The following is a 24,537-nucleotide window of genomic DNA, read 5'->3' as shown; positions in this document are numbered from 1 at the left end:
CCGGTTCCATCTTTATCAGGTCTGATGTGAATCCGTCGAATCCGCTTCCCCTGAATCTTGATTTGTAGGAGTAGTTGGCTCTGCAGACATCCTCCTCAGTTGGAGTGTTCGGTATCATGACCACCTTGTCTCCGGCCTTGAATTCATTGGTTTTGTCAAACACAACTTCCCCTATCCCTTCATGGATCAGCGCCATCGGGAGTTTTTTCTCAAGCACTTCGGCCGGCCTTGACCCCTGGTAGTATCTTTGGTCCGCTTGACAGATTGACAAATGGGTTGGCCTTACGATTACCCCGTCCAGTTCTATTTCGTCAATTGCCTCTTCGAAGAATTTCGGGGATTTCAATCGGTATACAATGTTAATCATGATTATCATCTAGGATTGTGTTGGCTAGTTTCAGGTCGTATGGGTATGTGATTTTAATGTTTGTCACTTCACCCCTGACCAGATGTACATCCCCCTCCTTAAGTGTGAAGATCTTGCATGCATCTGTCAGTATATTGGTTTCAGCTTCGGTTAAACTGTTGATTAAATTATAAAGTTTCTTTATATTGAAGCTCTGTGGCGTTTGGCCTTGGTAATAATAGTCCCTCACGGGGATGCTTTCAATGGTCTCGCCATTGACGCTTTCAACGATTGTGTCGGTTGCCGGAATTACAGTGTCGCAGGCCCCGTATTTTCTTGCGGCATCAATATTGTCCGCAATAATCCTATGGGTCACGAATGGGCGAACTGAGTCATGTGTGAGGATGATTGACTCATCATCAATGCCATAATTCTCATCAATGTAATTGATGCTGTTCATCAAGGTATCGTTTCTAGTCTCTCCGCCCTCAATAACAACGATGTCATCATTGCCTCCAATGTATTCATCAATCAAGTTCTTAGTATGGTTGATGAAGTTTTTAGGTGTCAAAACGATAGTCATGTCAATATTCTCGTTAATGACGAATTTCTCGATAGTGTGTATAATGACAGGCTTGTTTCCTAGTGTCAGGAATTGCTTTGGAGTGTCTGTGCCTCCCATTCTAGAACCTATTCCCCCTGCCAGGATTGCTGCAAAAATCATAAAATTACTCCTTTTCAAATATTATCATGAAGTGAGACTTGCCTTCCGCAACATCCTCACCTATTTCAACGTTCAAATGCACTTTTCTAAACCCATGCTTTTCAAATAAGTTTTCAAGTTCAGCATGAGAACATCTTATTTCAAGTGGAGGTCCGAACTGCATCTCTATTGGCTTAAACTCAACAATGGCGAATTTGCCCCCATTTTTCAAGAGTTTCCTTAAATTCAAAACAACTTCATCCATCTCATCAGATGCCTTGAATCCATGGAACACGTTAATCATCAATATGACATCAACGGATTCATCGTTGACGTCAGGGATTTCACAAGCAAGATCAGCACAAATGCTGATTAAATTGGAAATATGATTCTTTTCCTTATATTCCTCCAGCTCAGCGATTGCCTCATCATAAACATCCACTGCATAAACCTTGCCCTCTGGAAGGAATTCTTCAATGGCTTTTTTTGAAATATAACCGTCACCGCATCCGGCATCCATAAAAGTTTCGCTGCCGGCCAGATTCAATTCGGACAATATTTCATGAGAGTCTAAAAATTTCTCGCTTGATTTTCCATGATGCTTATGTTCCATTGTTTTCACCAAAAAATATCTTATAGATTATTATCTTTAAAAAATAGTATATAATAATTTTCAAAAATGAAAGCTTGGGAGTTTTAACAACTCCGTTAATGATTTAAAAAATTAGTTTTTCCCAAACATTATTAAAAAGTGGGATTTGCCCTCAGGAATATCTTCACCGATTTCCTCATTGAGGTAAGTCATTTTAAGGCCATGATTGTTGAACAATTTTTCAAGGTCTTCAGGTGAGGATCTGAATTGTGTTGGAGGTCCTTTCGGAACGTCCCATGGCTTGTAATCCATAATTGCTATTTTACCGTCTTTTTTAACTATTCTTGCAAGCTCATCCACTGCCTCATCCATTTTTCTTGATGCCTTGAATCCGTGGAATACGTTAACCATCAACACCACATCAATGGATTCGTCGTCGACTCCGGGAATGCCCTCGGTAATGTCGGCTTCAATGTTTACCAGATTTTCAACATTGTTCTTTTTCTTATACTTGTCCATGTCCTCGATTGAGGCATCATATACATCCACTGCATATACAGTGCCTTTATGATTGTAATCTTCCAATACCTTGATTGCATTGTGACCATCACCGCAACCAGCATCCATGAATGTCTCATCGCCTTTCAAGTCCAATTCCTGAATTATCTCATCTGAATCCAGGAAGAATGCGCTTGAAAATCCATGAGCCCTGTGACCGTTTTCTGGTTCCATCATATTTTATCACCTAGTTAATAGTTCTTTAAAAAATAGTATATAATAATTTTCAATATGATGAATGATGCACAACAGTTAAAAAATAGTTAAAAATAAGAAAAAAAAGTTATAAGAGGATTATTTTTTCCAAGTTTGTTTTACTCCTCTTCCTCTTTTACTACCAGGTTTAGTATAACTTCTTTTTTGTCTGGTTCTTCTGTTAGTTCCTTTAACTTTTGCCATATTTTCCCCTCCTTAAAATTTTATCATTACAAAATTAGAATTAAATCTATAACAAAAAAATATTTGTTTTCAAGATATTTAAAGGTTTTCTTTAAGTGGTGTATTCCGCATTGATTTTCACATAATCATAGGTTAAATCACAACCCCAAGCGGTAGCCTCACCTTCACCCAAATCCATGTCAATGTTTACGGTTACATTTTTGGACTGCATGATTTTTTCCGCCCTTTCAAGATATGGGGTGTCTTCGAATGCAAGGATTTCACCATTCTTTACAAGATCCACATCATCAACATCATCAGCGATAGAAATGGTCACTATATCAGGGTTCAAATCACAGCCTGAGTATCCGATAGCTGAAACTATTCTTCCCCAATTCGGGTCTCCTCCGAATACTGCTGACTTGAACAGGCTTGATGAGATAATGGATTTTGCAGCAAGCCTTGCATCATCATCTGTCTTGGCATTGTAAACATTTGCTTCAATGAATTTAGTGGCTCCTTCACCATCACGAGCCATTTTCTTAGCCAAATCAATGCACAGGTAGTTCAATGCTTCCTGGAAGTTGGAATCCAGTTCCCCGTTATTGACTACATCGACACCGGATGCTCCGTTAGCCATCATAAGACAAGTATCGTTAGTGCTCTCATCACCGTCGACAACAATCATGTTGAAGCTGATGTTGGCTGCCTTTTTCAATGCTTTTTTAATCTCATCTGCGGGAATAACCGCATCAGTAACTATGAATGACAGCATTGTTCCCATATTAGGTGCAATCATACCACTGCCTTTAGTGATTCCTGCAATTCTAACTGTTTCGCCATTGTTTAATGTGACTTCAACTGCACATTCCTTCGGGAAGGTGTCAGTGGTCATTATTGCCTTGGCGGCTGCCAGGGAATTTTCAGGCTCGTCACCCAATTTGGACAATGATTCATAAGCGACCTTTGAAATTGTGTCAATCGGCATTTCACGGCCGATAACACCGGTTGATGCAATAGCTATTTCATCAGAAGGTATTTTCAAATCCTTGGATATTAAATCAACCAAGGTTTCACAGTCTTTGAATCCTTGATCGCCGGTAAAGCAGTTAGCATTGCCGCTGTTGACGAAGACCGCTGAAACAATACCATTCTTAAGCATATTTTTAGTGTACTTAACAGGAGCTGCAACAACCTTGTTGGAAGTGAAAACCGCTGAGGCAGTACTGTTCGGTGACACGATAACTGTTACGCCGAATTTGCCTTCGCGAGCCCCTGATACTTTAAGATTTTCAATGACTGAAAATCCACCATCAAGTTCTTTAATAAAATCCATAAATATCACAAAAAGCTAATTATCACTATACTGATACTTTACATCCAACTGTGAAGTTTCATTCTGATTATAATCCACACCATCAGTTGTCTTATCAAAATAAACATCTTCAGTACTATTCAAGTTAGATGTCATTTCCTTGGTAACATTCTCGTAATGAGGACCTTCATCCACTGTGTTTTCTTCAAAGCTTAATGAAACACCGATTCCTGCACCTATTACGAAAGCCACCAATGCAACAATCATGACTAAAACAAGTTTTCCACTAGACTTCTTTTTACGTCTAGGATTCCTTGGATTTCTAGGATTTCCATAATTCCTAGGATAAGATGGAGCATTATTACTCATAGGCCTTCTAGGCAATAATTTACGATTATTCCTATTTTTTTGCCTAGAATTGGGTTTGCGACCATTGCCTGATCTTAAAACTCTCTTATCATCTTTATTTCGTCTCATATTTTTACTCTTTATAATTTAATTAAGCCACTAGCGCGTAAACTAGTGCCAATATAACTCCGATAAAACTAAACATTCCCAAACCTAAAATGGACATTAGGTAAGCGAATATGAATACGAATGCAAACACTCCAATTAGCTTAGCCTTCTCGTTTTCAACCAAATTGATCAATGTCCTTGTAAATTCGGAAGGTATATTATATGCATACAGTCCATTGGCCAGTTCAAAGATAACCAATGACAAGGGTGAAGTTGAATCCAAATCATCAACCATTTGAGCTCTTTCACCGGCTTCACGTCTACTTCTTCCAATTCCTGCCCTAATCTTTGCACCGTTATCCAATGCAAACCATGCAGCATCCAAACCTGCACGTATGGCCAGGTCTTTTGATGGGAATCTTGCAATGAAATCATCCCCACCTTCACGATAGCCTTCAAGCTCTCCATCACATTCTGTTTCGATGAAATTCTTAATTCCAGTCATTAAATCAACTAACTGGTTCCTGCCGTTCTTGTTAATGAATTTGGTTGAATCGATTAAATCAATGAACAGATAATTTTCCAAGTCAACAGGCCTTGATTCCTTAAGCTGGAATGGTGAATCGAATACCAATGCATATTCACCGCCCAATTTAGTGAATGCAATTCCTGGAAAACTGCCGACATTTTGAGTGTAATGGATTGCTCTTTCGATTGAAGCCGCACCGGTCATTCCAACAGCGGATATTACTTGAACTCCTTCGGACAAACCGATTCCTATCAATTCAATAGCCACTCTTATCGCATCGTTTTTACTCAGCATTCTTGCAACAAGCTCAGTGGCTGTTTTTTCCACTATTTCTCCTTTTTCATTTTGAATGATTTTAACGAAAATGTCGATTAAGCGGGATGGATGTGGCAGTTCAATGTAGAAGTAACGGTCGCTTCCCATGATGATGTTACTTACCAATGCATATTCCTCAATCTTATTTTCTGCAGGCTTTAATTCATGGAAAGTGTAGTCTTTTGGAAGGTTCTCCGCACCGACGTCACGAACGAGATTCTGCAGGATTGTATCTGAGGTTATTTCAGCTTTTTCCAGTTCAAATAGAATGGTTTGAGTGTAATTGAATAACTCTACATATTCTGTTTCAAGTGAATTGGTTGGAAAAAACTTTGTTCCCACGGCAATGGGGTTGAGTTTTGTTGTAAGTTTGATGAATGACTTTGTTAATCCACTAGTCATCTAGGCCACTTCCCTTCTCCAATTCTATTTCGAACTGTCCTGGTTTTTCCAATAGCATGTCAGGTTTCACTGATACGAATGGGAATTTCCATGATCCTAATCTTCCAGCTATGGTACTTGCAATGTTTCTTGAGTTCTTTTTAATGAACACTTCATCATGTTCGCTTACGCGGACTAAAACATTGTATGGTGCTGATTGGGTTACCTCATCAGCCAACAGGATATTCAATTCAAATGTGCCTGGTTTTGTGAATAAGTCATTACGAACTGCAATTAAAGGTTTCTTTTCAAGACCTAATCTGTCTGCAACGGTAACTGAAATGTTACCTGCATTTTTTACAGCTATCTTATAATCTTTAGGATGAACCAATACAAAAATTACGTATGGAGCGGCGATTTCAACATCATCAACCATTTCCACAATTTTATTGAACATTGGAATTTTTGCAAAAATGTTTTCCAATTTTGATTCGGCATTATTCTCATTGTCGATACGTATGATGGCTTGTTTTGCAATGTTCAATGGGGAAATCTCCAATCCTTCCTTGCCTGTGTAGATTTCCCATTTCTTGAAGTTCAATTCCTTGATTATTTCATCGCAAATATGTTGAAGGACGTTTTTATCTTTTTTAGGTTTTTTCGGTTTACCGAATGTTAATCTGCCATTGTCAATGATGAATGGGATTCTCATAGATGCAATGTTTCTGAATTCGGCAGCATAATCTCTGAATTTATCATTGGATAATATTTTTGCTCTTTCTCGTGTAGCAATGTCTAATATGAAATGGTCTGCATCGTTTCCTGCTGGAACTTCCTCTACGTTTTCACTTTCCAGCAATTTTAAGAACTTCTCCTTATCGTCAATGTCGTGACGTAGGGATGCATCGGCAATAATTACAAATTCATCTTCACTTTCTTCTAATGCTTTTACAGCAGCGAGAATATTTGACATTTGTGGTTGCCCATTTTCATTTTTTCTATGATGAGCTACATTAGAAGCATCTACAACAACTTTCATAATATCACCTAAAAAAACAATAATTTGATTCAGTATAATATATTTATTCTATTCAATATTTAAACTTAATTTATATAATATTCCTTGGATACTTTCCGAATAAGAATTTCTCACCATCAACCTCATTGAGGAATATTTCGATTTCACTATCAGTAATGTTATAGACATTATATGAATTCTTATTTTTCCCCCTGAGTTTAGTGGAGCATAATGATCCTGCATTAACGATTACAGTATTATTTAATTTCCAGATGTTTGGAACATGCTTGTGGCCTGACAGCACCAAATCCACTTCATGAGTGGTTAATGTCTTTAATATGTCACCTGCATCGGACAAAACATTGCGTTCACGTCCTGTTTGAGGGATCGGCACTATGTGATGGTGCAATGCAACAATGGAACAGTTTTCATTAATTACACATTCATCCAATTGATGCTCAAGCCACATGTGCTGCGGTGTTCCGATATGTCCCTTGTCCTCATCAGGTGAGCTGCTGTCAAGTCCTATCACTGTGAAATCCTCATCCATTGTCAATTTCCAGCTTCTCTCACCAACCAATTCCTCGAATGTTTGGTATCCTAGGTTACGGGCATCATGGTTTCCCGGAACTGCAAATAATGGTGCCTCGAACAATGTCAAGTATCTTGTTACTTGCTCAAATTCATTATAGTAACCGTGGTCGGTTAAATCTCCGGTTAGGATGATCATGTCCGGATTTAAATTGTTGATTTCATTTACGGCCTTCATGAAGATGTCTTCGTCGAAGTCGGCAACTGAAACGTGCAAATCGGAAATATGTGCAATTAAGGTCATGATATCTATTGGTTTAATTTCATGATAGCTTCTGCCAAATCGCCTTTGCATTCTTCAAGAGCTGCTCTTGCTTCTTCTTCACTTACGCTGGCGGTGTTTGCCACCATTTCAACGTCTTCGTCTGGGATTTCAATCTCGTATTCAACTTCCACTTCACGAGCTTTACCTTCAATCTGATAGGTTTCCTGACCCATCACATTCATTAAACTTACGCTAGGCTCGTCGATGATTAATTCTTTATCTTCAAAACGGATGATTACTTCTAATGCTCCTGGAAGGTCTTCCATCTTCATGCCCATTTTTTTCATTTGTCTTTCCATCTGCTTCATTTGCTTTTTATTCATGCCAGGTATCATAATAATCCTCTTATATAAACTAACTATTTATAAATATATTATTAATATTATTAAAAGTTACTTAATTTTGGAATCCGTTGACTTCAGTTTCAAATGCTTCTGCAACATCCTTTAATACGTCAGGAATATTGATGCCCTGCGGGCATTCATCAATGCATGCCTCACATTCTATGCAGTCTGAAGCTATTCCAACATCAGGAAGTTTTGAATAATTCAAATAGGCATTTCCGAACGGTGTCCAATCCTCATCTTCAAGCATCTGATGCTTATTGTACAAGTCGAATACCTTTGCGATGTCAATGTTTTCAGTGCATGCATCCACGCAGTATCTGCATTTTGTACAGTCAACTGTGATGTTGCTGTTGATGATTTCGCCCACATCCTTCAGGATTTCCAGTTCCTCATCATTCAACGGGTCCGCATTTTTGAATTCATGAATGTTGCTTTCAAGCTGCTCGAGAGTGCTTGAACCAGTTAGGACAACCTCGACATCTTCAAGGTTAGCAACGAATCTCATTGCCCATGAAACAACGGATTTGTCAGGATTGTATTCCTTCATGATTTTTTCCGCCTCTTCAGGCACGTCAGCTAAAAATCCTCCCTTGTATGGTTCCATGATCATTATTTTCTTATTGTATTTCCTTGCAACTTCCCAGCATTTCTTGGATTGTATTCCTTCATCCTCCCAGTCCATATAGTTTATTTGCAGAAGGACAAATTCCAGTTCAGGGTGGTCGAATAGGATTTCCTCAAGAAACTCGGCGTCACCGTGAGTGGATATTCCAATGTGCTTAATTTTTCCCTCTTGCTTTTTCTGTTCTATGAATGAGTATAAGTCAACGTTTTTCCATGCGTTTTCTGTTAATCCACTTACATTGTGCAGCATGAAATAGTCAAAGTAGTCAACACCGCAGTTTTCCAATTGCTGAGCGAATATCGGTTCCAGTTGTGATTCCTCTGTGATTACGAACAACGGCAGTTTTGTTGCAATCTTGAAGGAATCCCTCGGATACCTGTCGGTGACTGTCTTTTTGAATGTTGATTCGCCAACGCCTTCATGGTATACGAATGCTGTGTCAAAGTAGTTGAATCCGCTTTCCATGTAAGTGTCCACCATCTTTGTTACATGTTCTAAATCAATGCTTGTCTGATCATTTTCATCCAATACTGGGAGTCTCATCATCCCAAAACCTAATTGCGCCATCTTTCAATCTCCTCTTTTTCCTTTTGATATAATTCATGACATATTTCATTGAATATGTAATAATATTATCATTGTTTATTAAATTATTCTTCAGTTACCAAAAGCAGTAAAAATAAAATAAAATTAGAAATATTATTTATTTTTATTTGAACCTCATTATTCCTTATTTCAGGCATATGTATATATTTTCCGAACAATTGCTTACCATTAATAATGCAGTCTTTTTGTGAATAATTTCATCATGATCTTTTTCGTTAAATTAAATCGATTGATTTAATATTTAGTTTATAGTTAATCATTATAATTATTTTTTGTTTCACTGTTCAATAAAATAGAAAATGGAAGAGGTCGATTGAAAATATATTTAAACTAAATTTATAATAATTATTTTTATGACTAAACAGAGATGTACTTGGGCAGGAAGCGATGAGACTTACATTAAGTACCATGATGATGAATGGGGCGTGCCGACTCATGACGATAGAGAATTGTTTGAAATGCTTGTCTTGGAATCCTTCCAGGCGGGACTGTCCTGGATTACAATACTTAAGAAGCGTGAAAACTTCCGAAAGGCCTTTGACGGGTTTGATGTTGTGAAAGTCGCTAATTATGAGGATGACAAGGTTGAGGAACTGCGCTCAAATGAAGGCATAATCAGGCATAAGGGCAAGATCACATCAGCCATCAACAATGCCCAAGTCTTTATTGAGATTCAGGATGAATTCGGCAGTTTCGATGAATACATTTGGGGTTTCACTGATGGTGAAATAATAAAGGCAGAATTTTTAACAGAATCTGAGTTGTCCAAAACCATTTCAAAGGATTTGAAAAAACGTGGAATGAAATTCGTCGGTCCAACAATAATCTACTCATATTTGGAGTCAATTGGAGTGATTGACAACCATCAGGAACATTGTTTCAGATACTGAAATTGCAAGCCCAATACAATAGTGATGTCAAAACGAATAATAATGAGTTAAAATCAATATTAAATTAATTTTGTACGTAGTTTTAAATATTATTTGATTTAATGTATGATTATGGAAATTGAATACATTAAAAATAATTACATATTTGAAACCCTGACAGAAGAGCATGATTTAAGCAATTTTGAATGTGACTCTGATGACTTGAATGAATTTTTGAAAAAGGATGCCCTCAAGCAACAAGAGGAGAAACTGAACCTTACAAAACTAATCACCTGCGATGGAGAGATAATTGGTTTTGTCTCCTTGCTGACAGACACTATGAAATTAAAATTATTAAGGGACGAACTTGAAAAAGAAAAAATTAAAGGTAAATTGAATGTTTCTGAAAATAACCCTGTCCCTGCAATCAAAATTGGTAGATTTGCAATTGATAGAAAATATGCTGGAAATGGTTTAGGAACATATTTTTTAAGAAGTGTTTTAGCCAATATCCTAAAAATTTCAGAAAATAATGTGGGGTTAAGATTCGTGTCTGTAGATGGGTATGCCTCAGCATTTAAATTTTATGTTACTCACAACAAATTTAAAAACTTAAAAAGTGATGAAAAAACACTAAAAAAAATTAACGTTATAAAAAAACAAGACCCTACAAGAACTTTTTATCTTTATTTAGATTTAAAAGAATTAAAATAAAAATAAAAACATAAATAGAAAGTCCTAAAATGGAACAAATCTTTGAGATTTAATTTCTTTAGCCAATTCTTTATATTCATCACTTGGGGCTTTATTCATATTTTTAATTATTTCAATTGCATCTTCACCTTCTATTACCGGTGAAGGACTAATAGGTTTAGCCATATTTAACACATCCTTAAAATTTTTCAAATATGAGAAAATTTTATACTCATTTTAAAATGTGCTCACCCAACCATTATTTAAATATAGAATTTTTTCGTTTAAATAATTATCGAATAAATGATTAAACATGACAATAGTTTAAATAAATTAGTCTTCCAGCAGGATTATGTTTTTCGGGTCAACTGTCAGATACTCGGGAATCTCAAATTCATGATCCCTAATCTGCTTTTCAACCTTCCACCACAAACCGTTGCCCAAGGTTATCTCCCATTCAAATGGCATTTCCAGTTTCTTTGAGTTGGCCGCACTGAACACATTCACATCATCATTTTGGGCTGGTGAGAAATCATGAGCCCTTATTCCAATGTGAGTGATGTTTGAGGATATTTTTTCTGCCACTTCCAGTTCAATTCCCCATTCAAGTGCCTTTAAGTGATAGTCATCTATAATCTCGATTTTGGAAATGTTCTTACAGCCTGTAAGCTTGGCTATCTTGACTTTCTTTGGATTTTCAAACAGATCATATGTTTTTCCTTTCGCAATGATTTTGCCCTGATCCAATATTATCAGCTCGTCACAGAACTGGAATGCCTCGTCACGGTCATGAGTGACGAGAACTGACAAGCCATCAAAATACCTCAGGAGATTGACAAGTTCTATACGCAACTGTTCCTTAAGAATTGCATCCATGGCACTGAAAGGCTCATCCAACAATAACACATCAGGCCCGTATGCCAATATGCGCGCCAATGCCACTCTTTGCTGTTGGCCTCCAGACAATTGCCTAGGATATCTTTTCTCCAATCCTTCAAGGTGGAAACGCTTAATCATCTCTGTGACTTTTGTTCCGTCGTGATTTTTACCCAAACCGATGCCTACGTTTTCCTCAACGGTCATGTTGGGAAACAATGCGTAATTCTGGAAGAGGTATCCCACGTTTCTTTTTTGGGGTTTCATATTGACTTTATTATCAGAATCGAAGTAAGTGGTTTCTCCACCCATGTCCAAGCTTATAATTCCCTTGTCCGGGTCCACTATGCCTGCAATGGATTTCAAGGTCATGCTCTTACCGCAACCGGATGGGCCAAGTATGCCTAAGCAGCCTTTTTCCAATTCAAAATCAACATCCAAGTCGAATTCCTTGAGTTTCTTATGGATATCCACTTTTAATAATTTACTGCTCATGCTTTATTATCTCCATTGTTTTTCCTTGCGTATTGTAACGTAATCCATGATGAAAATGGCTATGAATGATATGATTACGATGAATATTACATAATTAAAGGCATCCCCCATGTTTCCTGCAGCCACTTCCGAGTAAACCGCCATCGGGAGTGTTCTGGTTTGCCCTGCAATGTTACCTGCAAGCATGGCTGTTGCACCGAATTCACCAAGGCCTCTTGCAAAGGCAAGTATCCCTCCGCTGATTATTCCAGGCAATGCGTTTGCAAACAGGATTTTCCAGAAGATATTCCATTCGGACATTCCTAATGTGCGTCCGGCATCCAGTAGGTTGGAGTCGACCTGCTCGAATGCTCCCCTTGCGGACCTGTACATTAGAGGGAAAGACATGACTACTGCCGCAATGACTGTAGCTGGCCATGAGAATGCAATCTTATATGCAAAGAATTCCACAAAAAAGCTTCCGATTGGACCCCTTACTCCGAAAATGTATAGTAAAAAGAATCCCACTACTGTTGGAGGCAATACTATTGGTAGTGTGAAGATTCCGTCAAGCACTATTTTTGTTGTGTCGTTTTTAATCTTTATTAATCCCCATGCAACAACCAAGCCGACAAAAAAAGTTATGAAAATTGATAAGCTTGCTGTTTTCATTGAAATGAAAATTGGGGACCAGTCTACCATGTATTTTTTCTCCTTTAAAAAAAAATGAATTGATTCATATGAATATTTTTAATGCTAAATATATTATCTCATTCAACATTATTAAATATTCACATGAACATTATATTGTTTAAAATCTATTCATGGATGGTGAAACCATATTCCACGAATACGTCCTTAGCTTCTTTGGTTTGTAAGAAGTCAAGGAATTTTTGTGCAGCGTCTGCATCTTTTGCATCTTTAATTGCAGCTACAGGATAAATAACTGGGGTTTTTAATGCATCATCTGGAGCTTCACAGATGACTTTAACATCATCGGTGGATTTAGCGTCAGTTGCGTATACAATACCACATTCAGCAGATCCTTGAGCTACTTGGTTTAATACTGCAGTTACATCAGTACCTAATGATAATTTGGATTCAACATCATCCCAGATTCCGGTGTTGTTTAATACTTCTTGTGCGTATTGTCCTGCAGGCACGGATTCAGGGTCTCCGATAGCGATGTTTCCTTCAACATTTTTCAGGTCATCGAATGATGAGATGTTGGAGTTGGAATCGGCAGGCACGATTAATACTACCTTGTTTTCCAAGAATTGAAGATTGGTATTATTGTCTATTAATCCTTTTTCTGCTAATGCATTCATTTGTTTGTTGGCTGCTGACATGAATACATCTGTTTCTAAACCGTTTTCAATCTGGGTTTGCAAATCCCCACTTGAAGCATAGGTTGGTGTTACTTTTGCTCCAGGGTATTTTTCTTGAAACATTGGGATTAGTTTTTCATCGTAAACGTTTTTTAAACTTGCAGCTGCTGCGAGGTTGACTTCTTTTCCATCTAGACTAGTGTCAGTAGAATTGGAATTTCCTCCTAAAAAGTCAAATAAACCTGCGGAAACTGAACCTACACTAACGACTGCTATAATAAGAGCTATTAAAGCAATGATTAATATTTTATTAGATTTCATGGTTTTTCTCCTTTTAATTGATAATACTAATCGGCATCATTAAATACGGCAATTAAAGATTTGCAGATAAATGCATATTGCACATTGCCTCTCATGTGTGAAACTGAGAGAATTTTCATATGAACAATGTCAGAAAATATAATATATTTTTCCATATCCATCACAAATCATACATAAATTTTAAGTATCCTGATTAGTAATTATAATTTTAACAATATTGATATATAAATATTTTCATATCGATGTATATGATTTCACATCGACCACTCCCCCTAAAAACAATCAATAATCAAAATTAAACAAAAATGGATGTAAATTTTATATAACATTAAACAACAATATTAGAAATAAGGTGATGAAATGTCAAATATTGAAAAAGTAGATGAAATATTAACCAAAGCAGAAGAATTCTACCTTGCAACCGTAGACGGAGACAAGCCAAAAGTAAGGCCGTTAGGGTTCCACCTATTGGACGGTGACAAAATTTACTTCGGCGTTGGAACCTACAAGGATGTGTACAAACAAATGGAAGCAAATCCAAACGTTGAAATTGCAGCATGGGACGGCGAACACTTCCTCAGATACTTCGGAACAGCTGACTTAAGCAAAAACGAGGAAATAGTGGAAAAGGCATTTGAAATGATGCCCGAAATAGCTGAAGTATACAAGGCAAACGGCTTTGAAATGGGAATATTTTTCCTAGACAACGCCACAGCAGAAATCAGGAACATGATGGAAGTAGAAGAAACCTATGAATTCAAGTATTAAGGGAAAATCTCCCTTAATCACAAATTTCATTAATTATTGCCAAAGCATTAAAAGATCTTGGAAACCCAATATAAGGCAATATAATGGTAATTACTGATACTAACTTTTCCTTATCATTGCCAACACTTAAATTGCCTTGGGTATGGCCCCTTAACTGATTTTCACATCCGCCTAAAGTTGCGATGAAAGTGAATGTAATCAGTTCCCGTTGCTGATCGTTCAATCCGTCACGGGTGTAGAAGTCACCGAAACAATATCCCTCAAGGAAATTGTCAAAATGCTTCTGGCCTTCAGGTCGGGCCTCTTTCATTGCCTGAATAAACTCCTTACCAAAATATCTATTCTGAATATCCAATCCTTTTTCATACCTATCTTCTGCATTAGTATTTGATCTTGGAGATAACGGCAAGTCGATTCCCTTTTTATCGAATACCTTAATGACTACACCGAAGAAGTTATGTGCACGTCCAAAACCAACATATGGTACTGATTGGTAAAGCAATTCCTTAACCTCTTCAGGAGTAATGTACTTATTGATTGCAGACAATAATATCTTTTTAAAAGCCTTTGGAGACTGGCATGCAATAAGTGATGCCAAAGTCACTAAAACAGATTCCTTTTCATCCAAAGTGGAGTACTGATACACTTCATCATATGCGAAGTTTTCAAACAGTTCGTGAAACTCAGGGTCGTTTTTCTCTATTCTTTCGAAATTTTCAAATAACTCTCTCATATAATCACTTAAAATAATTTATTCAGGTCTTAATTTACCATAGAAATATGATGCAGTTGCGCCGCCGTCAGCCAGTATGTCACTTCCGGTGATGAATGCTCCCTTGTCACTCATCAACAGTTCTGCAACGTTTGCAACCTCATCGGCAGTGCCGGGTCTTCCGGACGGGCAGTTTGTAAACATGTTCTTGTAGAAGTCGCCTCTAGGACCATTGAACTCGTCAATTGCAAGTGGAGTGACGATTATTCCTGGAGATATTGAGTTGATTCTGGCTCCCTTCTCACCCCACCTGCATGCTTCATACATCACCCTTTTGACGTTGCATCTTTTGGCCAGCTGATATGCATGCAGAGTATCGTCGATGTTTTCCGGTTGGAGAACTTCAAGATTAAGTAATTCTTCTGTTGGTGTTGTTGCAAGTTCTTCATCTATTTTAGCCCCCAATTGCTTCATCCTATGTCCTGATTGGGAGGAAATTGTCACTCCAACACCATTTTCTTTAATTACCTTTCCAACTTCCTCAAGCAATACTGCTGTTCCGTACAAGTCGACTTTAAGAATGGTTTCTATTGGAGCCTGTGAGGGGGAGACTCCTGCTGCATTAATGAAATAGGCAATTTCACCATAGCCTTGTGCAACTTCAATTATGTTTCTAATTGAATCCCTTGAGGAGATATCGCATTCAACAGTTTCAACATCGAAACCAGCTTCAGTCATTGTTTTTGCAATGCTTTCAGCGTTTTGAATGTTCTTATCGCCAATCACTATTTTTTTGCCATGTCCAATTCTTCTTGCAATGGCCATTCCTATTTGGCCGGCCCCTGTTAATAACACTACATCCTTCATAATCATATGTTTGTCTTATGAATTAATAAATGTTGCTATTTGCAACAATAATCATGATGTTACGCATGTTATTTACCAAAACATACGTTTCCTTTATATATTAAAACAGAAAAAATAGCAAAAATCAACAGCCAAACGTCAAAAAAAAAAATAAATTAAAGAAGTTGAATGACAACTTCTAAAACAGTTCACTATCTTCGAGACGTTTTTCAAAGTAATGAGCAGCCGAATCAGCCTTATCTTTTACAATCAGTAAAACAACAACGGTAACTATACCTATTGCCAAAAGAATAACTAATGCCGGCAAATAATTAGACCAAACCAGCCCAAGTTGCGCTTCACGTATCAATGTGATTGCATACGTCATCGGAAGGTAAGGATTCATGAGCTTGAAAAAGTCCCCCATAATCTGAACAGGATAGACACCACCGGTACCTGATATCTGAATAACCAGAAGCACAACAGCTATCGCCTTTCCGACCTCTCCCAATGCGGAGACCAGCGAATACATAAGTATCATGAACACTACTGATACAAGAAGTGCCGAGAAGATAAACAACGGCACATTGGCAATGTAGATTCCCAGGATAAATGACCCAATAATTGTCACACAAACTTGTAAAATACTTAATATGACGAAAATGGACAATTTTCCAAAGTACATTTCAAGAGGAGAGTATTTTGTTCCTTTAGCAACACCTGGCTTCAGCATTGCACAAGTGATTAATGCGCCAACCCACATGGACAATACAAGATAGAACGGAGACACATCTGACCCATAATCCGGCACTGAGAATATCTCATGCCTGTCAAGTTTAACCGGAGAGTAGAAATAGTCTCCAAGAATTGTTTCATTGATTCCTGTGAGTTGTCCAAGGGCATCAGCAGATGCTCCAAGTGAACCTGCTGCTGTGAATAATGCCTGTGCTGCTGAATTACCAAGCAATTCTGCACCTGCTGCAAGGGCCATTGAACCATCAGCAAGCTCCACTGAACCGTCAGCCAGTTGGCTGGCTCCATTTGCAACTTCACCGGAACCTTTAGCCAATTTTGTTGAACCTTCAGCAAGCTCCACTGAACCGTCAGCCAGCTTACTTGCACCGCTTGCGACTTCACCGCTTCCGTTTGCAAGCTTGACATTGCCTTCAACATATTCTTTCACAGGACCTTCCGGGATTAATGATGGGTCAACTGCAGCCTGAATCTCTTCAGAACCTTGTTCAACCTGACTTGCACCGTTTTTAACATCAGTTGAACCTTGTTTAACCTGTTCTGCCCCATTCTCAACGCTGGATACTCCATCTTTAACCTGGCTTGCCCCATCCTTGACCTGACTGGAACCGTCCTTGACCTGGTCTGCACCGGAAGACACCTGAGATGCTCCTGATGACACCTGCGATGCGCCGGATTGAAGTTGGCTTCCACCGCTGGCCATCTGACTTGCGCCTGAAGCAAGACCTTCCTGCAATTCACCAAGCTTGCCATAGGCCGCAAGGTTAATGATTTCAATAATTTTAGCGTTCAAAGCATTGTAAACAGCATTAGAACCAGAATCAGTTAACTTTGCAGCTACAGGATTAGCCTTAACATTAACAACATACTCCAGTTTTGCCTGTTTCGGATCATCTCCCGTTATGGAAATGACGTTTTTACTCAGGTTTTTGGGTATTACAATACCTGCATAATACTCACCCTTGTAAACTCCATCCCTCAGTTCATCTTCAGTTACAAACGTCCATTTAAACTTGTCATTATTTTTCAAGTCCTTAACAAGTGCATCCCCAACATTAATCTTTTCATCCTCAAAAGTTGCTCCCTTATCCAAGTTTGCAATAGCGAACGGCACATCACCAGTGTTTCCATAAGGATCCCAGCATGCCTGAATGTTTAAAAGAGCATAAAGAGAAGGTAAAATTATAATTCCAATTAAAACAATTGTTACGATTGGATTGGAAAATGCTGATTTGAAATCTTTTTTAATGATTTCAACAATGTTTCCTAAATTTCTTCCAGCCATTTGATACCTCATCCTATCCTTTGTTAATGATTTATATTTTTATTCAATAATAAATATTATGTAATCTAAAAAACTCATAAAACATTTTTATATGTTTTAAAACATAATAACTATTAATTAAAATAACGGATGTCTCATATGAAATTAAAGATTTTACTATTTCTAACAGTCATTTTATTCAGCATTGCATGCGTCAGCGCAAGCGATGTGAATGACACGTTAGCAAGCAGCGATGAAATTCAAGTAATTGAAGCGAATGAAACTCCACAAGATACGCTTGCGGTTTCAGATGATGGAACTTTCTCATCACTTCAAGATAAAATCAATAATGCTTCAGAAGGCTCAACAATTACTTTAGACCGAGATTATACCTATGATGAAGGATTCAAGAAAAGCGGAATCACAATATCTAAAGACTTGACCATTGACGGGAAAGGACATACCCTCAACGGCAAATCCCAATCCAGGATTTTCATGATTCTATTCAGTTTACAAAAAGAAAATAAAGTAACCCTGAAGAATATTAATTTTATAAATGGCCATACTGATTACTATGGTGGAGCAGTGCTTAACTTTGCAGGGTTGACAGTTGACAAATGTACTTTCACAAACAACTATGCACGTTACTGTGGAGGAGCAATCAACTCACTGGGATACCTTGACTGCAAAAATTCCAATTTCAATAAGAACACTGCAGGAGGAGATGGAGGAGCATTGTTCACATTATCCTTTGACAGCTCATTCAAATTTTATTATAACGAATTTCCAGACAGGATCATTGATGAAAGATTAGGCTTCTTAAATAATATAGGAGTTAATGCAACCTTAAACTTCCTAAAGGATAAGGTAAGCAATTGCGAGTTTAAAAACAATGTTGCCAAAGGCCGTGGCGGCGGAGCAATATACGCCTTTGCAAATATCGACATTGCATCATCCACATTCACATCCAATAAGGCAGGGGAAAATGGTGGAGCAGTATTTGCGGATAAAAACCTGTATATTAAAAATTCCAAATTCACAGGAAATCAGGCCCCAAAGTATGGTGGTGCGGTCTACTTTAAATGCCATGGATCCACAGGACATTACGATAAAAACGGAAAATGGGTTTCTGAAACAAAATATTATGATAATTTAATCCAAACATCAACATTTGCCAAAAACACTGCAAGCAGAGGAGGTGCGATATACGGATTTAGAACATCCAGTTCGGATAAAGTCCACTGTGCAAAAGCTGTGAAATGTACATTTGAAAACAACAAGGCACCGACGGGCAGAGACATCTACGGAGGAACCACTTCCAAATGTGTATTTAACTATCTGAAATTAACCTTAAAAACAGTGAAAGTTAAAAAATCAGCAAAAAAACTTGTTTTAACTGCAAAGCTTACAAAAGGCAAAACATTAATTAAAGGTAAAAAAGTCACTTTCAAATTCAAGGGAAAAACTTACAAGGCAAAAACCAACAAGAAGGGAATTGCAAAGGTGACCATTAAAAAAAGTGTGCTTAAAAAACTTAAAGTGGGTAAAAAAGTATCCTATCAAGCAAAATACTCTAAATTAAGTGTTAAAAAAACCGCTAAAGTAAAAAAATAATTGAATAGATGATTATGAAAAAAATAATTTTTCATAATTTCTATTTCAACACAAATTTCCTCATACCAATTATACCCAATATTATGGCCATCACAAAACCTATTAAAGAAATCACCGGTATGTCAAATATCCTTGGCCCAAAAGAAACAACTGATGAGCCTACAATAAGTGCTGATATCAACGCTATTATTGACACCTTATCTGTAATGTCAACTTCAAACTTAAATTGCAGTTCCTCATTATCGATTTTATAGATTGTTCTTGTTAGAAGCTTTGGCAATGCCTGAATCATGTGCTGATAGAGAATCAAATTACTTTTCTTGCCTTTTAAATACTGTCTAGGGTTAACCCTCTGTCTGGCGATTTGTTTTGCAATCGGTTTGATTGATGCGAAAACATCGATTTGAGGGTCCAAATTGTGTGCAATTGCTTCAACCATGGAAAGGCCTCTTGCCATTGTGACGAATTCATTTGGAAGGATTACTCCGTAGTCCTGCATGAGATTAAGCAGTTCCTCCAAAACTCCGTCAAAGCGGTTAAGCTCAACACCGAAATATCTTCCAAACAGGTCATTCAAATCCCTTTTCAATGGTCTTGTGTCAATGTCATAATCAAGGATGTCCATATACATCAACTGATTGATCAATCCATCAATGTCCTGGTCGGTGAATAGCAGCATCAGTTCAGAAAGATTCCTTTTGAATTCCTCATCAAAAAATCCCATCATTCCCAAATCAAGATAGCACAATACATTATCCTCAAGAATCATAATGTTTCCTGGATGAGGGTCTCCATGGAAAAACCCGTCGATGAAGAGTTGCTGGAGATATGAATCAAGAACATTTCTTGCTATGAATTTCTTATCGAATTCATTGCCCTTGCTTTCATACACGTCATTCAGTTTTGTTCCGTCAATGAATTCCATTGTCAGCACCTTTGATGAGCAATACTTGGAATAAGTGGCAGGAATGTGTATGTAGGGATTATCCTCAAAGTTCAGTTCAATGCGTTGCATATTCATGAATTCATTATTGTAATCGATTTCCTTGTGAATTGAACGGTCAAATTCCTCCATGATTCCCGGCAAGTTTAATTTTCTGAGGTTGGAATTGAATTTATCCGCATGATTGGCCACATATTTCATTATTCTTAAGTCAAGGTCGATTTTATCTGTGATGCCCTCTTTTTGAACTTTAACTGCAACACGCTCACCGGTCAACAGCCTGGCTTCATGAACCTGACCTATTGAAGCAGTTGCCAAATGTGTTTGTGAAAAGTCTTCAAACAAGTCTTCAATATTTCCATCAAGTTCCTCTTCAACAATTGCTTTGACCTGTTCATATGTTATGGCAGGATTGTCATCCTGCAGATTAGCCAGTTCATTTGCAATTTCTTCACCAACAATGTCCGGCCTTGTACTCAATAACTGACCCAGTTTAATGAAAGTGGTTCCCAATTCCTGAAGCATCAATCTTAATTTAACCGGAATATCATCATCCAACAATAGAATAGATTGTTCCTCATCGCTTTTTCGAATTTTACTTTTAGCGGTTTGACCCAAGATTTCATGGAAGCCATATTTTTTTATAGCTGCTCTGATTTCTCTCAAACGTTCTTTTGTTTCCTTATCCATATTTATCACTTAAATAATCTTTAACTGTTATACGATTCAAACGAATTATATTCAATGTATCATATTCTGCAATTGAGCAAAGAAAAAATTATTTGTTCACATCACTAAAATGAATGTTTGTTAACGTTGGATAAAATACTTTTTGAAAAAAATTGACTAATTTAAAATAAAAAAAAGAAGGTAAATAAAGGATTTTAATCTCCCTTATTCCAGTTTACTATACCATATACGATACAGAGAAGTGTTGACAATATAATTCCAACATAAACTCCCCAAATCAATGGGTCTTCTATTCCTAAAATCATCATTATGCATCACTTCCTTTTTTGTCAATGTTTGAAAATGCCTTATCGATGACCTCTTCTGCCGGAGGTTTGGTGAGTAAACTTACAACGATTGTGAATATTGCAGATACCGGCACTGCTATGAGCATCACATCAATGAACGGCCATGGAGCTGCTGGAAGAATTGTTTCCACACCAAGTATGAATTTACATAATCCAAGTCCCACAGCAGTCTTTTTGAATACAAATATCAACCAGAACAGACTGACGAATGTTCCGGAAAGTATTCCTGCAATTGCCCCGAGCCTTGTGATTCCTTTCCAGTATAGTGCTCCTAAAAATACAGGCAGGAATGCCGCTGCACAGATTTCAAAGAACAGGCTTGTTCCGAGTGCAACTACACTTCCAGGAAGCATGAATGCCATGACCAGTGCCAAGATAATAGCAATCAGAATTCCCACTCTTGAAATGCTTACCTGGTCGAGTTTTTGTTTGGATTTTTCCCTTATTGTACCATAAATGTCCACACCGAATGCTGTACCCTGAGTGTGCAGTTGTGAGGATATTGTTGACATTGCAGCTGCAATCAGGGACAGTAGGAATATGTACACGAACCATTCAGGCAGGGCCATTGTGATGAATGTCGGAATAATCTTGTCGATGTTTCCTCCAACCACATCCACTGCGATCTTACCCAGCTTGTCAAAGAAGTATACGTTTGAAAGTGATCCTACGATATATGCGGTTGTTGGCATGATTGCAATGAATATTCCGCCGATTAAAACAGACCTGTTGAGTTCTTTGTCTGATTTAACTGTCATGAATCTTACAATCAATGAAGGCTGTGCGAGAACCCCTATACCTACACCGATCAATGTTGAGGATACAAGTGACCACCAGAACGGTGTTCCAAACTCAGGGAATGATGTCCAACCCGTTCCTCCCGTTGCCATGGCATCTGCAGGGTATAAGTTGCCCATGCTTGTCAGTGCAGTGTTAGCTGTGTCGACTCCACCAAGTATCCAATATACGAATACGAGAAGGAACACCATTGCCACTACCATGATTGTTCCCTGGAGCGCATCTGTATACATCACTCCACGGATTCCTCCGAAAAGCACATAGAATGTGATAATTATTGACAATATCAATAGTGCTATGCTGAAATTAATCAGTAGGGATGATTCCAAAAATCTTGCTGCACCGATTAATACCACTGCCGCATATAGTGGCATTGCACAGAATATGATTAATCCTGATGCGTAATGGATGAATTTGGAGTCGAAACGTTTTCCCAAGAATTCAGGGAATGTCAGAGATTCCAATGCGTGACCCATACGGCGAGTTCTTTTTCCTAAAAATACGAATGCGATAAATACACCAATAATAATATTTAAAAATGCCAGCCATAATACACTCATTCCATATTGCCCTGCGACTCCACCGAAACCTACGATTGCTGCCGTTGATATGAATGTAGCACCATAACTCATTGCCATGATGAATGGGTGTGTGTCTTTACCCGCAATCATAAAGTCTTCAGAGGAATTGGTTTTTTTGTATGCATAGTATCCTACGAATACTAGAGCAAATATGTAAACAATAAATATTATTGCCAAGATCATAACGTCCATATTAAAATACCTCTAAATTAAACAATTTTTACATTATTATCTTTTAATTAAGATACTTAATAAATATTACTATTGATACATTGATGTACTTTTTTGTACATTATATTATGAAGTATTGAACCTTGCCGATTTCACCGTTGTCCTTGCCATTTTCAACAAATTCAAGCACTGCATCCAATGCATCGTCAATGGAGAGGTCCTTGCCGTTTACAATCAAAAGGTTGATGCACAAGTCATCGCATACCTGTTTATAGACTGCCGCCTTAAGAATATCAACATGCTCATCATCCAAATCCCCCTTGTCCGAATTTACAATCAAGTCCCTGCATCCCCTATAATCCTTGGAGAATAGCTTGAGCAGAAAAACAGGCACCAGCCTTACCAATTCATCATTTGAAATCTCATGAAGCTTGTCTGAAACATCCCTTATCACGGCATCATCCTTGACTCTTAAAGCGGCAAATGACTTCTCATACAATGCATCCCTGAAGTACTCATCAATCTCCAATGCAGCATCACAATACTTCAAGGCATTGTCATGATCCCCCAATAGCTTATACAGTTTGGCCATGAAAACCAAGTCATACTTGTCATCCATGTCAATAATGCGCAAAAGATTATCCAATGTATCGTATGCTTCCCTTTCCTGCTTTAGCAAAACATGACACAATGCCTTGTTGAACCATGCAAGCTTATGGTAAGGTTCAGTGGAAATCAGTGAGTTGACAACATCTAAAGAATCCTGATACTCATTCAATTCCATCAGGCAGTTCGCCTTGAACAGTTGGGCATACCTGTAGTACCTGTCGTCTTCACTGACCTGGTTGAAATAGCCTAACGCTTCCTGATAATTTTCATTTTCAAACTCGACTTTACCTTTTTCAATTAAGTCATTCATATTTATCACCAAGTTAAACTACTATCAAACAACATATAAAAAGCTTTATCAAGCATAAAGTAATAATTTTTGATACCTAAAGTTTTCAAATCTTTTGCTAATTGTAAAAATGATTTATTTCCAGTACCGATATCATAAAATTTATTACCTATGTGAGCAATTCGTCCTTTAGCCATAATATTCCTCCTTTCTTTATAGATTAAATTAATGTGTACTCCTTAAAACCTTAAATTTGCTATAAAAATACCAGCGAAACAATTGATTAACAAATACATGAAAGAAAGGGGGATTACTGTCATGGAAGAGAATAAAGTAATCCAAGAATCTTTAAAAAATACGATTGGAAAATGCTTGCTTAAGAAAAAAGATAAAGACGGCGTAAAAACTTTGTGGAATAACAAGCATGGAAAATTACAACGTGGTGTCTTTGAATCAAGCAGAGTTACTGATTCTGATTTTAATAAATTTAAAGAATTATTTAAGAAAATGAAAGAATCAAATAAATACTCTGAATATAAAAGATATTTTGATGAAGTCTGTAAATT

General features: G+C 37.5%; 28 protein-coding genes. 5 read left to right on the top strand and 23 right to left on the bottom strand.

From position 1 onward, the window contains the following. From QZU77_RS05890 to QZU77_RS05840, 11 genes are all read right to left on the bottom strand, one after another. Window positions 1-367: alcohol dehydrogenase catalytic domain-containing protein (locus tag QZU77_RS05890; protein ID WP_295601429.1), on the bottom strand; the 367-nt coding region annotated here is incomplete at its 3' end. Continuing rightward, on the bottom strand, window positions 360-1,070 hold the full coding sequence (locus QZU77_RS05885; RefSeq protein WP_295601426.1) for a 2-C-methyl-D-erythritol 4-phosphate cytidylyltransferase: 711 nt from the start codon (window positions 1,068-1,070) through the stop codon (window positions 360-362). The genes QZU77_RS05890 and QZU77_RS05885, both read right to left, overlap by 8 nt. Before the next feature lie 4 nt (window positions 1,071-1,074). Further along, window positions 1,075-1,662 carry a class I SAM-dependent methyltransferase gene (locus QZU77_RS05880; RefSeq protein ID WP_295601423.1) on the bottom strand — a complete coding sequence of 196 codons (588 nt, stop codon included), beginning with the start codon at window positions 1,660-1,662 and terminating at the stop codon, window positions 1,075-1,077. Between the two features lie 111 nt (window positions 1,663-1,773). Then, a complete protein-coding gene (locus QZU77_RS05875; RefSeq protein ID WP_295601421.1) occupies window positions 1,774-2,376 on the bottom strand; it encodes a class I SAM-dependent methyltransferase in 603 nt (200 codons plus the stop codon). 313 nt (window positions 2,377-2,689) lie between these two features. After that, entirely contained in the window at window positions 2,690-3,913 is a 1,224-nt protein-coding gene (gene argJ / locus QZU77_RS05870; protein ID WP_295601418.1) for a bifunctional ornithine acetyltransferase/N-acetylglutamate synthase, read from the bottom strand. Window positions 3,914-3,928: 15 nt separating this feature from the next. Beyond that, window positions 3,929-4,369 carry a hypothetical protein gene (locus QZU77_RS05865; RefSeq protein ID WP_295601415.1) on the bottom strand — a complete coding sequence of 147 codons (441 nt, stop codon included), beginning with the start codon at window positions 4,367-4,369 and terminating at the stop codon, window positions 3,929-3,931. A gap of 22 nt (window positions 4,370-4,391) precedes the next feature. Further along, on the bottom strand, window positions 4,392-5,594 hold the full coding sequence (locus tag QZU77_RS05860; protein ID WP_295601412.1) for a hypothetical protein: 1,203 nt from the start codon (window positions 5,592-5,594) through the stop codon (window positions 4,392-4,394). Further along, window positions 5,587-6,612, bottom strand: coding sequence for a Zc3h12a-like ribonuclease (locus QZU77_RS05855; RefSeq protein WP_295601410.1), 1,026 nt, complete (start codon window positions 6,610-6,612; stop codon window positions 5,587-5,589). The genes QZU77_RS05860 and QZU77_RS05855 overlap by 8 nt, the downstream gene beginning before the upstream one ends. Before the next feature lie 70 nt (window positions 6,613-6,682). Continuing rightward, window positions 6,683-7,426 carry a metallophosphoesterase gene (locus QZU77_RS05850; RefSeq protein ID WP_295601432.1) on the bottom strand — a complete coding sequence of 248 codons (744 nt, stop codon included), beginning with the start codon at window positions 7,424-7,426 and terminating at the stop codon, window positions 6,683-6,685. Window positions 7,427-7,431: 5 nt separating this feature from the next. Then, window positions 7,432-7,782 (bottom strand): nascent polypeptide-associated complex protein, encoded by a 351-nt coding sequence (locus QZU77_RS05845; RefSeq protein WP_295601407.1) that lies wholly within the window; start codon window positions 7,780-7,782, stop codon window positions 7,432-7,434. A gap of 61 nt (window positions 7,783-7,843) precedes the next feature. Beyond that, window positions 7,844-8,986, bottom strand: a complete 1,143-nt coding sequence (locus tag QZU77_RS05840; RefSeq protein ID WP_295601404.1) for an aldo/keto reductase — start codon at window positions 8,984-8,986, stop codon at window positions 7,844-7,846. 392 nt (window positions 8,987-9,378) lie between these two features. On the opposite strand from QZU77_RS05840, the gene QZU77_RS05835 reads away from it, so the two are divergent. Continuing rightward, the gene (locus QZU77_RS05835; protein ID WP_295601401.1) at window positions 9,379-9,915 is read left to right on the top strand and encodes a DNA-3-methyladenine glycosylase I; all 537 of its coding nucleotides are present in this window, start codon (window positions 9,379-9,381) and stop codon (window positions 9,913-9,915) included. Window positions 9,916-10,026: 111 nt separating this feature from the next. Further along, on the top strand, window positions 10,027-10,608 hold the full coding sequence (locus QZU77_RS05830; RefSeq protein WP_295601398.1) for an N-acetyltransferase: 582 nt from the start codon (window positions 10,027-10,029) through the stop codon (window positions 10,606-10,608). Window positions 10,609-10,632: 24 nt separating this feature from the next. Here QZU77_RS05830 and QZU77_RS05825 read toward each other — a convergent pair whose 3' ends face one another. From QZU77_RS05825 to modA, 4 genes are all read right to left on the bottom strand, one after another. Beyond that, a complete protein-coding gene (locus QZU77_RS05825; protein ID WP_295601395.1) occupies window positions 10,633-10,773 on the bottom strand; it encodes a hypothetical protein in 141 nt (46 codons plus the stop codon). A gap of 147 nt (window positions 10,774-10,920) precedes the next feature. After that, window positions 10,921-11,958: a sulfate/molybdate ABC transporter ATP-binding protein gene (locus QZU77_RS05820; RefSeq protein ID WP_295601390.1), complete on the bottom strand. Its 1,038-nt coding sequence runs from the start codon at window positions 11,956-11,958 to the stop codon at window positions 10,921-10,923. 6 nt (window positions 11,959-11,964) lie between these two features. Continuing rightward, a complete protein-coding gene (gene modB / locus QZU77_RS05815; protein WP_295601387.1) occupies window positions 11,965-12,639 on the bottom strand; it encodes a molybdate ABC transporter permease subunit in 675 nt (224 codons plus the stop codon). Between the two features lie 116 nt (window positions 12,640-12,755). Next, on the bottom strand, window positions 12,756-13,586 hold the full coding sequence (gene modA / locus QZU77_RS05810) for a molybdate ABC transporter substrate-binding protein (RefSeq protein WP_295601384.1): 831 nt from the start codon (window positions 13,584-13,586) through the stop codon (window positions 12,756-12,758). A gap of 360 nt (window positions 13,587-13,946) precedes the next feature. Between modA and QZU77_RS05805 the strand changes: the two genes are divergently transcribed. Then, a complete protein-coding gene (locus QZU77_RS05805; RefSeq protein WP_294998216.1) occupies window positions 13,947-14,354 on the top strand; it encodes a pyridoxamine 5'-phosphate oxidase family protein in 408 nt (135 codons plus the stop codon). 13 nt (window positions 14,355-14,367) lie between these two features. Here the strand turns inward: QZU77_RS05805 and QZU77_RS05800 are convergent, their stop codons facing one another. The 3 genes from QZU77_RS05800 to QZU77_RS05790 form a co-directional block, all read right to left on the bottom strand. Beyond that, entirely contained in the window at window positions 14,368-15,087 is a 720-nt protein-coding gene (locus tag QZU77_RS05800) for a carboxymuconolactone decarboxylase family protein (RefSeq protein ID WP_295601381.1), read from the bottom strand. An 18-nt stretch (window positions 15,088-15,105) separates the two neighbouring features. Beyond that, window positions 15,106-15,933 (bottom strand): SDR family oxidoreductase, encoded by an 828-nt coding sequence (locus tag QZU77_RS05795; protein ID WP_295601378.1) that lies wholly within the window; start codon window positions 15,931-15,933, stop codon window positions 15,106-15,108. A 178-nt stretch (window positions 15,934-16,111) separates the two neighbouring features. Continuing rightward, window positions 16,112-17,950 (bottom strand): YhgE/Pip domain-containing protein, encoded by a 1,839-nt coding sequence (locus tag QZU77_RS05790; protein WP_295601375.1) that lies wholly within the window; start codon window positions 17,948-17,950, stop codon window positions 16,112-16,114. A gap of 138 nt (window positions 17,951-18,088) precedes the next feature. On the opposite strand from QZU77_RS05790, the gene QZU77_RS05785 reads away from it, so the two are divergent. Beyond that, window positions 18,089-19,543, top strand: a complete 1,455-nt coding sequence (locus QZU77_RS05785) for a pectate lyase-like adhesive domain-containing protein (RefSeq protein ID WP_295601371.1) — start codon at window positions 18,089-18,091, stop codon at window positions 19,541-19,543. 40 nt (window positions 19,544-19,583) lie between these two features. Here QZU77_RS05785 and QZU77_RS05780 read toward each other — a convergent pair whose 3' ends face one another. The 5 genes from QZU77_RS05780 to QZU77_RS05765 form a co-directional block, all read right to left on the bottom strand. Beyond that, entirely contained in the window at window positions 19,584-21,176 is a 1,593-nt protein-coding gene (locus QZU77_RS05780; protein WP_295601368.1) for an AarF/ABC1/UbiB kinase family protein, read from the bottom strand. Between the two features lie 194 nt (window positions 21,177-21,370). Then, window positions 21,371-21,484, bottom strand: coding sequence for a symporter small accessory protein (locus tag QZU77_RS10850; protein WP_330047748.1), 114 nt, complete (start codon window positions 21,482-21,484; stop codon window positions 21,371-21,373). Further along, entirely contained in the window at window positions 21,484-23,094 is a 1,611-nt protein-coding gene (locus tag QZU77_RS05775) for a sodium:solute symporter (protein WP_295601365.1), read from the bottom strand. Before QZU77_RS05775 ends, QZU77_RS10850 begins: the two co-directional genes overlap by 1 nt. 100 nt (window positions 23,095-23,194) lie before the next feature. Continuing rightward, on the bottom strand, window positions 23,195-23,992 hold the full coding sequence (locus tag QZU77_RS05770) for a tetratricopeptide repeat protein (protein ID WP_295601362.1): 798 nt from the start codon (window positions 23,990-23,992) through the stop codon (window positions 23,195-23,197). A 5-nt stretch (window positions 23,993-23,997) separates the two neighbouring features. Further along, the gene (locus QZU77_RS05765) at window positions 23,998-24,168 is read right to left on the bottom strand and encodes a hypothetical protein (protein ID WP_295601359.1); all 171 of its coding nucleotides are present in this window, start codon (window positions 24,166-24,168) and stop codon (window positions 23,998-24,000) included. Window positions 24,169-24,289: 121 nt separating this feature from the next. On the opposite strand from QZU77_RS05765, the gene QZU77_RS05760 reads away from it, so the two are divergent. After that, on the top strand, window positions 24,290-24,537 hold a 248-nt coding region (locus tag QZU77_RS05760; RefSeq protein WP_295601357.1), incomplete at its 3' end, for a hypothetical protein.

Source organism: uncultured Methanobrevibacter sp., from assembly GCF_902774605.1.
Classification (GTDB): Archaea; Methanobacteriota; Methanobacteria; order Methanobacteriales; family Methanobacteriaceae; genus Methanocatella.
Note: the sequence above shows the minus strand (reverse complement) of the source record. Positions and strands in the feature narration are given on the sequence as shown.